Annotated in this window: 9 protein-coding genes; 1 reads left to right on the plus strand and 8 read right to left on the minus strand. The window is 67.0% G+C overall.

Annotated features, from left to right (window positions below; all coding sequences use genetic code 11):
- Positions 1-82: 82 nt before the first annotated feature.
- From ASG87_RS03675 to ASG87_RS03705, 8 genes are all read right to left on the minus strand, one after another.
- Positions 83-1,099 carry a diguanylate cyclase gene (locus ASG87_RS03675; RefSeq protein ID WP_056000998.1) on the minus strand — a complete coding sequence of 339 codons (1,017 nt, stop codon included), beginning with the start codon at positions 1,097-1,099 and terminating at the stop codon, positions 83-85.
- On the minus strand, positions 1,096-1,665 hold the full coding sequence (locus ASG87_RS03680; RefSeq protein ID WP_056001179.1) for a chemotaxis protein CheB: 570 nt from the start codon (positions 1,663-1,665) through the stop codon (positions 1,096-1,098). Before ASG87_RS03680 ends, ASG87_RS03675 begins: the two co-directional genes overlap by 4 nt.
- On the minus strand, positions 1,662-2,531 hold the full coding sequence (locus ASG87_RS03685; RefSeq protein ID WP_056000999.1) for a protein-glutamate O-methyltransferase CheR: 870 nt from the start codon (positions 2,529-2,531) through the stop codon (positions 1,662-1,664). The genes ASG87_RS03680 and ASG87_RS03685 overlap by 4 nt, the downstream gene beginning before the upstream one ends.
- 7 nt (positions 2,532-2,538) lie before the next feature.
- Positions 2,539-6,180, minus strand: coding sequence for a response regulator (locus ASG87_RS03690; protein WP_056001001.1), 3,642 nt, complete (start codon positions 6,178-6,180; stop codon positions 2,539-2,541).
- A gap of 110 nt (positions 6,181-6,290) precedes the next feature.
- Positions 6,291-7,199: a CPBP family intramembrane glutamic endopeptidase gene (locus ASG87_RS03695; RefSeq protein WP_056001005.1), complete on the minus strand. Its 909-nt coding sequence runs from the start codon at positions 7,197-7,199 to the stop codon at positions 6,291-6,293.
- A gap of 279 nt (positions 7,200-7,478) precedes the next feature.
- Positions 7,479-7,901, minus strand: a complete 423-nt coding sequence (locus tag ASG87_RS03700; protein ID WP_056001008.1) for a hypothetical protein — start codon at positions 7,899-7,901, stop codon at positions 7,479-7,481.
- Between the two features lie 11 nt (positions 7,902-7,912).
- A complete protein-coding gene (locus ASG87_RS19130) occupies positions 7,913-8,416 on the minus strand; it encodes a lysozyme (protein ID WP_082582732.1) in 504 nt (167 codons plus the stop codon).
- A gap of 230 nt (positions 8,417-8,646) precedes the next feature.
- Positions 8,647-10,248: a peptide chain release factor 3 gene (locus ASG87_RS03705; protein ID WP_056001011.1), complete on the minus strand. Its 1,602-nt coding sequence runs from the start codon at positions 10,246-10,248 to the stop codon at positions 8,647-8,649.
- A gap of 547 nt (positions 10,249-10,795) precedes the next feature.
- Between ASG87_RS03705 and ASG87_RS19135 the strand changes: the two genes are divergently transcribed.
- Positions 10,796-11,242, plus strand: coding sequence for an avidin/streptavidin family protein (locus tag ASG87_RS19135; RefSeq protein WP_162258311.1), 447 nt, complete (start codon positions 10,796-10,798; stop codon positions 11,240-11,242).
- The last annotated feature ends 520 nt before the right edge of the window (positions 11,243-11,762 follow it).

The raw sequence follows: 11,762 nt of genomic DNA on the forward strand, positions 1-11,762 counted from the left end.
GGGGCGGCAGGGGCTGGCAGCGACGGATGCGACAAGTTTCCGCCGGCAGCGTCGCGGGCCGCATCGGCCGGTGTCCGGACCTTCAGGTAGGCGTGTCGGGCGCGTCGATGGTCAGCACGCAGCGGTTCTTGCCGGCGTTCTTGGCCTGGTACAGCGCGCGGTCGGCGGCCTGGATCAACTGCTCGTCGCTCTGCGCGTCGCCGCTCCACAGCGCGATGCCGATGCTGGCGCTGATCCGCGCCACGAAATCGCCCTGGCGGCTGTCCAGCGGGTAGGGCAGCGCGAGCATGTCGCACAGGTGCTGGCAGCGTTCCAGCAGCGCCGGCACTTCCACGATGTCTTCCAGGATCAGCGCGAACTCGTCGCCGCCCAGGCGGGCGACCGTGTCGTTGGCGCGCACGTGGCTGCGCAGCCGGGCGGCGATCGACTGCAGCAGCGCGTCGCCGGCGGGATGGCCGTAGTTGTCGTTGACCGCCTTGAAGCCGTCGATGTCGAGCAGGGCCAGCGCGAAGCCGTTGTCGCGGCGCGGCGCGCGCTGCATCGCGCCGTGCAGGCGGTCGTGGAACAGCGCGCGGTTGGGCAGGCCGGTGAGCATGTCGTGGGTGGCCTGGTGGCGCACCTGCGCCTCGATGCGCTCGCGTTCGGCGATCTCCTCCTGCAACTGGCGGTTGCGCCGGGACAGTTCGCCGAGCGCCTGCTGCAGTTGCATGCGCGCGTTGTAGAGGTCGAGGAACACGCGCACCTTCGACTGCAAAATGGTGTCGTTGACCGGCTTGGCGATGTAGTCGACCGCGCCGGAACGGTAGCCCTTGAGCCGGTTGAGGTCGTCCGCGTAGGCGGCGGTGACGAAGATGATCGGGGTGTCGCGCAATTGCTCGGCCTCGCCCAGCAGGGTGGCGACCTCGAAGCCGTCCATGTCCGGCATGTTCACGTCGAGCAGGATCAGCGCGAACTGGTGGTCCAGGCACAGCGCCAGCGCCTCGTTGCCGCTGGCGGCCTCGACGAGTTCGGCGCCGGCGTCCACCAGCAGGCGGCGCATCGCGACGAGGTTGGCGCGGGTGTCGTCGACGATCAGGATTTTCGGGAGCGCTTCGTTCATGGCAGGCACAGGCGGTTGAGCAGGGGCGCGATCGCTTCGAGCGTCACGCAGTGGTCGGCGCCGGCCCGGTCAAGCGCGGCCTGCGGCATGGCCGGCGCCTCGGCATCGGACGGCGACTGCACCACCGCGCAGCCGCCGAGCCGGCGCAACTGGCGCAGGCCGTCGGCGCCGTCGGCGTTGGCGCCGGTGAGCACCACGCCGACCAGCGCATCGCGCCAGACTTCTGCGGCCGACGTGAACAGCACGTCGATCGACGGGCGGGCGTGGCACACGCGCGGGTCGACCGACAGCGCGAAATGGCGGTCGGCCTCGACCAGCAGATGGTAGCCGGACGGTGCCAGTTGCACGGCGCCGCCGCGCACCGGCTGCCGCTCGAGCGCCTCGAACACCGGCAGCGGGCAGGCGCGCCCGAGCAGTTCGCACAACAGCTCGACGCTGTCCGATCCGCTGTGGCAGCAGACCAGCACCGCCTGCGGCAGTGCCGGGTCGAGGCCGCCGAGCAGGATCTTCAGGGCATCCAGCCCGCCGGCCGAACAGCCGACCACGACAGCCTGCGGCGCCGTCATGGCCGCCTCCACTCGCCGCCGGTCCGCCGGTAGATGCGCCGGGCCGCGTCGACCGGCGCGAAGTCGGTCGACGCGGCGGCGGCATCGATGCTCTCGCGCAGGCCGAGGCAGAGGAAGCCGCCGCGCACCAGGCTGTCGTGGAACAGTTGCAGGCAGTGGTCCTGCAAGGGGTTGGAGAAATAGATCAGCACGTTGCGGCACAGCACCAGGTGCGCCTCGCAGAACACCCGGTCGGAAACCAGGTTGTGCTGGGCGAAGGTGACGTGGCGGCGCAGCCGCTGGTCGAGCTTGAGCAGGCCGTAGCGCGCGCTGTAGTAGTCGGCCAGCGAGCGGCTGCCGCCGGCGGCCTGGTAGTTGCGCGACCACTGCTGCGCCTCGCGCACCGGGAAGATGCCTTCGCGCGCGTGCTGCAGCGCGCGCGTGCTGAGGTCGGTGGCGAAGATCTGGCTGCGCTCGTACAGGCCGGCCTCCTCCAGCAGGATCGCCAGCGAGTAGACCTCCTCGCCGTGCGCGCAGCCGGCCTGCCAGATGTTGATCTGCGGGTAGGAGGCCAGCACCGGCAGCACCTGCTCGCGCAGCACACGGAACACGGCCGGGTCGCGGAACATGTCCGACACCGGCACCGACAGCCCTTCCAGCAGCTTCGGCAGCAGCCCCGCGTCGTGCAGCGCGCGGCCGGTCAGCGCGCTGATCGTGCCGCAGTCCAGTTGCGTGGCGAGCTGGCGCACGCGGCGCTTCAGCGAGGCCGGCGCGTACTGGCTGAAGTCGTAGCCGTGCCGGCGCTGCATGGCGCGCACGAACAGTTCCAGCTCGATCTCCTCGATGCCCGGGTCGGCTGCGGCCGGTTCGGTCGCCTCGTGGCTCATGGCGGGCTCATCGGCGCAGCCAGACGCGGATCATCGACGCCAGCTTGTCGATGTCGACCGGCTTGGACAGGTAGTCGCTGGCGCCCGCCTCCAGGCATTTCTCGCGGTCGCCGCGCATCGCCTTGGCGGTCAGCGCGATGATCGGCAACTGGGCGTGCGCGGGCTGGGCGCGGATCGCGCGGATCGTCTCGTAGCCGTCCATGCCCGGCATCATGATGTCCATCAGCACCAGTTCCAGCGCGGCGTCCTCGGCCAGCATGGCCAGTGCCTTGTGGCCGTCCTGCGCCAGGCTCACCTGCAGCCCCCAGTCGCGCAGCACCTTGGACAGCGCAAACAGGTTGCGCATGTCGTCGTCCACCAGCAGCAGCCTGTGCCCCTGCAACTCGTCGTGCGCGCCGGGCGACGCCTGCAGGCGCGGCGCGGTGGGCCGGATGCTGTGCAGGAACAGGCTCACCTCGTCCAGCAGGCGGTCGGGCGAACGGGCGCCCTTGATCACGATGCTGTCGGTGTACTGGCGGATCTTCAGGTTTTCCTCGCGGCTCAGCTCGCGCCCGGAATAGACCACCACCGGCGGGATGCTGCCGCCGTCGGCCAGTTGCTCCAGCAGTTCCAGGCCGGACATGCCGGGCAGGCCCAGGTCGAGCACGATGCAGTCGTAGCCGGTGCGGCCGATCTGCTGCAGCGCCTGTTCGGCCGAGCCGGCCTCGTCGATCGCCACGTCGTCGCCCTGGTCGAGCAGGGCGCGCACCGCGCGGCGCGCGGCGGCATCGTCGTCCACCACCAGCAGGCGTCGGGTGCGGCCGGCGGCGAAGTGCAGCAGCCGCTCGAACGCCTCGTCGATCGCCTCGCGGCTGACCGGCTTGGTCAGGAAGCCCACCGCGCCCAGCTCGCGGCCGCGGCCGGCGTCGTCGTTGGCGGAGAGGAAGTGCACCGGGATGTGCCGGGTCGCCGGGTCGGACTTCAGCCGGTCGATCACCGCCCAGCCGTCGATGCCGGGCAGCATCACGTCGAGCAGGATGCCGAGCGGCCGGTAGCGCCGCGCCAGCGCCAGCCCGTTCTCGCCGTTCGCCGCGAGCAGGACGCGATGGCCCTTCTGGCGCACCATGTCGGCCAGGATGCGGGCGAAGGCCGGGTCGTCCTCGACGATCAGGATGGCGGTGTCGCCGGCGCCGATCCGCTCGCGGTCGTCCGACTGGTCGCCCGGCAGCAGGGCGGGCGCGACGACGGGGCGCGGGGCAGGGATCGCGGTCGTGGTCGCGGCGCCGTTCTCGGCGACGGCGGGACGCTCGGGCAGCAGCAGGGTGAATTCGCTGCCGCGGCCGCTTTCGCTGCGCAGCACGATGTCGCCGCCGAGCAGCTCGGCCATCCGCCGCGAGATGCTCAGGCCCAGGCCGGTGCCGCCGAACTGCCGGCTGGTGCTGGCGTCGACCTGCTCGAAGGCGTTGAAGACGCGCTCAAGCTTGTCGGCCGGGATGCCGATGCCGCTGTCGCGCACGCAGATCGCCAGCAGCGGCCGCCCGAGCAGGCGCTCGGGCAACGGCAGATCGCCGGCGGGGCGGCCGATGGTCACCTCCACCGAGCCGTGCAGGGTGAACTTGAATGCGTTGCCGAGCAGGTTGTTGACGATCTGCTCGAGCCGCACCGGGTCGGTGCGGATCCGCTCCGGCAGCCCGGGGGCGGCCGTCACGCGGTATTCCAGCCGCTTGTCGCGCGCGACGTGGTCGAAGTTGCGGCGCAGGCTGCGGGCGAGGTCCTCCAGCGGGTAGTCGTGCAGCGACAGCTCCATCTTGCCGGCCTCGATCTTGGACAGGTCGAGGATGTCGTTGATCAACCGCAGCAGGCTGCTGCCGGCATCGTGGATGATCCGCGCCGACTCGACCTGGTCGCCGTCGAGGTTGCCTTCGCGGTTCTCCGCCAGGCTGCGCGAGAGGATCAGCAGGCTGTTCAGCGGTGTGCGCAGCTCGTGCGACATGTTGGCGAGGAACTCGCTCTTGTACTGGCTGGCGCGGGCCAGCTCCTGGGCCTTTTCCTCGGTGTCGCGCTGCAGTTCCTGCAAGGTCTGCTTCTGCTCGTGCAGGGTGTCGGTCTTCAGCCGCAGTTCCTCGTTGGAGGCCTGCAACTCCTCGGCCTGCACGCGCAGTTCCTCTTCCGAGGCGAGCAGGCGCTGCGACTGCTCCTCCAGCTCCAGGGTCTTGTCCTGCAGGGTCTGGTTGCTCTGGCGCAAGGCTTCCTGCTGCTGGCGCAGGGTGATGCTGCTCAGGCGCAGTTCGTCGGCCTGCTCGCGGGTCTGTTCGAGCAGGTCCTGCGTGTTGACGGCGCGGTTGAGGTTTTCCAGGGTCAGCGCCACCAGCGGCATCAGCTCGTCGAGCAGTTGCCGCTGCAGCGGCGACAGCGGCCGGAAGCCGGCCAGCTCCAGCACGCCCAGCAACTGGTCGCGCAGCAGTAGCGGCAGGATCGTGATGCTGCGCGGCAGCGCCTCGCCGCTGCCCGATTCGATATGCAGATAGTCGTCCGGCACCTGGTCGAGCAGGATCGGCTGGCGCGACTGCGCGCACTGGCCGACCAGCCCTTCGCCCGGCACGTAGCGTTCCGCCGCGTGGCGGCCCAGGCGCAGGCCGTAGCTGCCGAGCAGGTCGAGCCGCTGGCTCGCCGCGTCGTAGCCGTAGAACATGCCCACCCCGGCCTGCAGCAGCGGCATCAGGGAGGCGGTCAGCCGCTCGGCGAATTCGCGGTGGCTGGTGGCCTGCTGCAACTGCTGCGAGAACGCGGTGAGCTGGCCCTTCAGCCAGGAGCGCTCGCGCGTCTCGATCGCCATCTGCTTGAACACCTGCAGCGCGCGGGCGATCTCGCCGATCTCGTCGCGCCGTTCCAGCCCGCGCACCTCGATGGCGTGGTCGTGGGCGGCCAGCCGGGTCATCAGGTCGGTCATGCGGCGGATCGGCCGGCTGACCAGGCGCGTGGTCAGCGAGATCACCAGCAGGCCCAGCAGCAGGCCGGCCAGGGCCAGGACCGCGTTGATCGCGCGGGTCATGTCGAGGTTGCGCTGCAGCCGCTGGCTGCGCTCCTGCAGCAACTGGCGCTCGGCCGCCGCCATCTGGTCGAGCACGGCGGTGATGTCCTCCACGCGCGCGGTGCGGTGCGACAGGTAGTTGAGCTGGATGCGCTTGATGTCGGGCGCCACCAGGATCGGATCGGCGTCCTGCAGCCGGCGCACCGGGTCCAGCGCAAGCGCCGTCACCTCGCGCTGCCACTGCTCGAACAGGGCCTGGATGCGGTCCAGCCGCGCCTGCTGCAGCGGGCTGTCCAGGGTCTGCTGGCGCAAGTGGGTGAGCGCGGCCTGCAGGGTGCGCTTCCCGGCCTCGAAATTGTCCAGTTCTTCCTTGCGCTGGCCCAGCATGTAGCCGCGCAGGCCGATCTGGCTGGTCTGTGCAGCGCGCTGCACCTGGTCCAGTTCGAGCAGCACGCTGTAGGTATGGTCGGCCCAGTGGCGGCTGTCGTCCTGCTTGCGCAGGGCGCTCAGCGTGACCACGCTGGTGAGCAGGAACAGGCCGAGCAGCAGGCCGATAGCCAGCAGGATCTTCCGCGAGATCGGCTGGTGGGCCAGCCAGGAGTAACGCCTGGGTTGGGGGTTTGCTTGAACGGCGGCCATGCGGAATCCCGGCGGGCAGGGGAGCGATCGTGCCGGGCGCGGACGTCCGGCGCGGGCAGCCGCGCCAGATTAGCCGGCCGCCGTCGGCGGCGGTAGCCGCCGGCGCGGCTTCACGCCACCCGGCGACGGTGCGAGGCGGGCACCATGCTGCCGCTGCGCAAGGCCCGGACCAGCAGGGCCAGCGTGCACAGCGAGCACAGGCCGAGCGCGATCACCGAGGCCTCGGCGCCGAACACGCCGCCGCTGAGCCAGTCCGGGCCGCTGCGCGTGGACACCAGCCAGCCGTCGGCGGACGTGCCAGACACCGGAATGCCGTACACCGTGCCCTGCATGAAATTCCAGGCGGCATGCACGCCCATGCACAGGTAGAGCGAGCGGGTGACGTGGTAGAGCAGGCCGAACAGCAGGCCGGCCTCGATCGCGATGGCCGCCGAGCTCCACAGCGTGGCGCCCGGGTTGGCGACGTGCGCGGCGCCGAAGAACAGCGCCGAGATGCCCAGCGCCCACCAGGTGCCCAGGCCTTCCTCGACGATGCGGAACAGCACGCCGCGGCAGATGATCTCCTCGCCGATGCCGGCGCCCAGCCCCACCGCCAGCAGCGCGGGCAGCCATGCCGCGTGCGGGTTGGTGCCGGTGACGTGGTAGCTGCCCAGCAGCCAAAGCACGCCCACCACCGCGCTGAACAGCAGGGCGCCGGCGAGCAGGCCGGCGATGCCCTGCGGCAGCAGACGGCGCGGCGACAGCTCGCTCACCGGCCGGCGCTCGACCAGCCGCACCAGCAGCAGGTAGGCCAGCAGCGCGGGCAAGGCGCGCAGGAGCAGTTGCGCCAGCGCATGCGACAGCGGCGGCGCGCCCTTGGCAGTCATGCCCGCCGCCGTCAGCGCGGTACCCGTGGCGAAGCTGAAGGCCGCGAGAAGCACGGCGAAGATCGCGATGCGCGCCAGCGGCGAATAGACCAGCAGGCGCTTCCAGCGCGGCTCGGCGGCGGGCGTGACGAAGGCGAGCGGCGTATCGGGCATGGCGATGGCTCCCCGTTGGAAAGCCCGCACGCTAGCAGTGCGCCGGGGTGGCGCCTAGTGGCGTGTGGCGGTTCGATTTTGTCTCGAGCCCTTTGCGCGCATGTAATGGCGTATCGGACGAGGTCGCAGGAGAAAGCCGTAGGCGGGCCCGTGGCTGGTACGGCGGAATGTTGCGAAACGAAGGTATGCGGCGCGGTCGCGCCGACAAGGGGTTCGAGCATCTGGTCGGCTGGCTTTCCGGAAGAAGCCGACAGGCCAGAGCCCTACCTGTCTTACGGTTCAGGGAATGCGTTCGGCCCTGGCGAATACGCCCAGGTAGTCGAACTCGACGTGGTTTTCGTCGAGCCAGAAGACGGGAATGCAGTTATCGCTTTGCAGGGTCGCTACCTTGGCCGGGAGCCGGGCGGCTTCAGGGCGGGCGCCGGCCTGTTCGTCCAGAAAGGATGCCGATTCGATCTCGCCTACCCTGAAGCCGGTATGCGCCGTGCAGCCCCATCGGTCGAGGTTCAAGCTCATCTCCGCAGCGGATACGGTCAGTACCTTGCCCATCAGCTGCTTGCCTAGCGGCTCGCCGCCGCCCATGTCGGCGTAGCCGACGACAGCGGCCACTTTCCATTGGCCGTGGAAGTCGTCGGCTGACACCGGCGGTTTCTGGGCATGACAACCAACGGTAGCGAACGCTGTCGCCAAGGTCAGCAGCATCTTGCATGAAATCATGGCGTGCCCCGGACGAAGGGGGCCGATTCGCGCGTGCGTCGATTGACCAGGCCTGGATTGATTCGCCCCGGGCCGATCCGATGGCCTTGTGGATCGCGTGGAATGACCATGACATTGCGCATCATGGCCCGTGCCGTACCAGCCAGGTCGCCACGATCCGCTGGAGCGAGTGCGGCCTGTACGTTCACGGTACGGGAGTTGTAGGCAAACGATACCGCTGCATCGAATTGCGCCTGGGCCAGCGCCTGGTTCCGCACGGATGCTTTCACGATGCGCTCCGCTTCACGGACCCTTGCATCCAGGATCGCATTGACCTGCGCGGGAGTCACCGTGCGTTGCAGCTCTTCGGCAGTGCATGGGCCGTAATGCTCCAGCGTGCCCACTCCCCATGTGCAGTTTCCGTTGACGCGGGCGTCATGGTAGCAGCCCATCACGACGCCTTCGTTGCGCCGAAGCGCGGCGTAGCCAGTGGCGCTCAGGTGCATGTCCTCGTTTGCCATGGCGACCTTTCCTTGGTCTGCGGCGACTGGCTGACCATAACGTGCCGAACCATGGTTCCATCATGACGGAATTCACCAAATGGCGAGCCAACTGGATCAGGTTCACCGCCTTGGTTCGCCGCACAACCCTACGTCGGACCGCCAGATTGCGATCTTTCTCGATTGCGGCTGCGCTGAGCCGTACGGCGAGAGCGTGTCCCCGATGAGAGCGGGGACGGCCAAGGTCGGACCTACAGCTCCACCGACGCCGCATGCTCGCGGGTGGCCGAGAAGCGCACCTGGGGCCAGCGTTCCTGCGCCAGTTGCAGGTTGACCCGCGTCGGCGCGATGTAGACCAGTTCGCCGGCGGCGTCCAGGGCGAGGTTCATCGCGTTCTTCTCGCGGAATTCCTCGAACTTCTTCGGGTCGTCGCAGTGCACCCAGCGCGCGGTGGTCACGGTGACCGGCTCGAAGCTGGCGTCGACGTTGTATTCGTCCTTGAGGCGGTACGCCACCACGTCGAACTGCAGCACGCCGACCGCGCCCAGGATCAGGTCGTTCGACATCAGCGGGCGGAAGAACTGGGTGGCGCCTTCCTCGCTGAGCTGGGCCAGGCCCTTCTGCAGCGCCTTCATCTTCAGCGGGTCGCGCAGGCGCGCGCGGCGGAACAGCTCCGGCGCGAAGTTGGGGATGCCGGTGAAGCTCACCGGCTCGCCTTCGGTGAAGGTGTCGCCGATGGTGATGGTGCCGTGGTTGTGCAGGCCGATCACGTCACCGGGGTAGGCGGTCTCGACGATCTCGCGGTCGCTGGCCATGAAGGTGAGCGCGTTGGCGATGCGCACCTCCTTGCCGGTGCGCGTCTGGATCATCTTCATGCCGGCGGTATAGGTGCCCGAGCACACGCGCATGAAGGCCACGCGGTCGCGGTGCGCCGGGTCCATGTTGGCCTGGATCTTGAACACGAAGCCGCTGAGCTTCTCCTCCTCCGGCTGCACCTCGCGGGTGAGCGTGGCGCGCGGTCGCGGCGAGGGCGCGTGTTCTACGAAGAAGTCCAGCAGCAACTGCACGCCGAAGTTGTTCACCGCCGAGCCGAAGAACACCGGCGTCAGCCTGCCGGCCAGGTATTCGTCCAGGTCGAACGGATGCGAGGCGCCCTGCACCAGCTCCAGCTCGTCGCGCAGCTCCTGCATCGCCTCCGCGCCGACCGCCTGGGCCAGGCCGGGCGCGTCCAGGCCCTTGAAGATGGTCGAATCCTGGCGGGTGAAGTTCTTGCCCGGCTCGAAGATGTGCACTTCGTCGAGCAGCAGGTGGTACACGCCCTTCAGCCGCTTGCCCATGCCGATCGGCCAGGTCAGCGGCGCGCAGGCGATGCCCAGCACCGACTCCACCTCGTCCAGCAGCTCGATCGGCGAGCGGCCCTCGCGGTCGAGCTTGTTGACGAAGGTCATGATCGGCGTGTCGCGCAGGCGGCACACCTCCATCAGCTTGATCGTGCGCTCCTCCACGCCCTTGGCGCAGTCGATCACCATCAGTGCCGAGTCCACCGCGGTGAGCACGCGGTAGGTGTCCTCGGAGAAGTCGGCGTGGCCCGGGGTGTCGAGCAGGTTGACGATCTTGCCCTCGTACGGGAACTGCATCACCGACGAGGTGACCGAGATGCCGCGCTCCTTCTCCAGCGCCATCCAGTCGGAGGTGGCGTGGCGTGCCGCCTTGCGGCCCTTCACCGAGCCGGCCATCTGGATCGCGCCGCCGAACAGCAGCAGCTTCTCGGTCAGCGTGGTCTTGCCCGCGTCGGGGTGGCTGACGATGGCGAAGGTGCGGCGGCGACGGGTTTCTTGGAGGTGGGCGGACATGGAGAGGGGCGGTAGCGGCGCGAACCGGCAATTGTAGCGTGAATTGGTGCATGGCCTTTCCGCCGGTTGCTTTGCGTGTCTGTTCAGGCCGGTGGGAATCACTGGCAGGTAGGCCAGTCCTGTCGTGGAATGTGGGCGTTATGCATTGATTGCCGGCAATTCGGCATGCCGGGATTATCGAAATTGCTTGCCCTTGACAGCGTTGCGGGTCGAGGATGAACATCTGTCTTATATTTGCTGGGTCGCGCTGCTGGTTGGGCTTGTCGGACAGTACGCGACAAGGCGATCCATGAATGCGTATGCCATCCATCGTCACTGCTTTGCACAACGCGTCACAGTAGATAAATCGAATACCGCCATAGTTCTCCTATATCGAAATACTCGTCGGCAGGCCCGTGATGGCTTTACTTCTGGCGTGCCGCGGATGGAAGTGCCTCTATTCATGCTTCGGTGCGGCTAGGAAGATGCGTTGCATGTGCGCCTCGTCATGCAATGTCTGCTGAGAAAACGAGGCCAACGTGTATCTGTACAGGAAGGACAGACGACCATGAAAAATACCATTCGCGGCCTCCTCGCCATGTTGGTGCTTGCCAGTACCAGTGTGTTCGCGGATTCCATCGGCAATGAGGCGATTAAGGCATTGTCGGTGTGGACCAATCAGAACGGTTCCACTTTATACATCGACTCGATATCGGATGCGGGGCAGATATCGGGACGTTACATCAATCGCGCGACTGGTTATAATTGCCGGGATATTGCATATCCGGTGGTTGGATGGATTTATGGAACGGCAATATCCTTTGCAACTTTGTGGCAGAGTCAGACTGAATCGTGCAACTCAATCACCTCGTGGACTGGATTTTATTATAAAGGCCAAATATCCACCCTTTGGCAACTGACTATCAATGGTTCGACCAGCCCCAAGCAGATACTGAAGGGGAGCGATATATTCAAGCAGGCGGCAAAGAGTGACAAGAAATCCCTGGTTCGGTAAAAACTAAAGCCGGGGCTGTCAATTTGTGTGGCCGGGAGTGTCGTGCGTCGTTGCTGCGGCACTCTCGGTCGCCGCTCGTATATAAACTTGCCGGCTATTGTTTTCGATCATTTCCCCTGATGCTTGGGGTGGGATCGCTTCGGGCTGGATAGATAAAATTGATCTACGTGCACTGTGTCTTCGGTAATGCTGGCTTTCCGTTTTGGTCGGGCGGTGCGTATCGGCGTGAATCGGTCAGGTGGCCTGATTGCTGTTGCCACAATTTTAATGTGGTCGGGGCTTCATGTTCGATGCGTACTTGCATGCATATCTTCTGATGCGGAAATGCTTGGCCCTAACGAGCTTGCAGCCATGATCTGACATGGCGACACTCGATTCGTCGAGGACGACTTTATGCCCGGTGAGCAACCCAAAATAAAAAGGCAAAGCGTTACGACAAAATACGACTCTAGCATCGGCATTTGTCCGCTTTGATTGATTGAATGCGTCAGACATCCGCGCTCGCGAGTAGCCATTGCCT

Source organism: Frateuria sp. Soil773, from assembly GCF_001428405.1.
GTDB lineage: Bacteria > Pseudomonadota > Gammaproteobacteria > Xanthomonadales > Rhodanobacteraceae > LMSL01.

What these genes read in the sequence shown, in the direction of transcription:
- ASG87_RS03675 (WP_056000998.1), bottom strand. Translation starts at nt 1,099, where the DNA reads ATGAACGAAGCGCTCCCGAAAATCCTGATCGTCGACGACACCCGCGCC.
- ASG87_RS03680 (WP_056001179.1), bottom strand. Translation starts at nt 1,665, where the DNA reads ATGACGGCGCCGCAGGCTGTCGTGGTCGGCTGTTCGGCCGGCGGGCTG.
- ASG87_RS03685 (WP_056000999.1), bottom strand. Translation starts at nt 2,531, where the DNA reads ATGAGCCACGAGGCGACCGAACCGGCCGCAGCCGACCCGGGCATCGAG.
- ASG87_RS03690 (WP_056001001.1), bottom strand. Translation starts at nt 6,180, where the DNA reads ATGGCCGCCGTTCAAGCAAACCCCCAACCCAGGCGTTACTCCTGGCTG.
- ASG87_RS03695 (WP_056001005.1), bottom strand. Translation starts at nt 7,199, where the DNA reads ATGCCCGATACGCCGCTCGCCTTCGTCACGCCCGCCGCCGAGCCGCGC.
- ASG87_RS03700 (WP_056001008.1), bottom strand. Translation starts at nt 7,901, where the DNA reads ATGCTGCTGACCTTGGCGACAGCGTTCGCTACCGTTGGTTGTCATGCC.
- ASG87_RS19130 (WP_082582732.1), bottom strand. Translation starts at nt 8,416, where the DNA reads ATGGCAAACGAGGACATGCACCTGAGCGCCACTGGCTACGCCGCGCTT.
- ASG87_RS03705 (WP_056001011.1), bottom strand. Translation starts at nt 10,248, where the DNA reads ATGTCCGCCCACCTCCAAGAAACCCGTCGCCGCCGCACCTTCGCCATC.
- ASG87_RS19135 (WP_162258311.1), top strand. Translation starts at nt 10,796, where the DNA reads ATGAAAAATACCATTCGCGGCCTCCTCGCCATGTTGGTGCTTGCCAGT.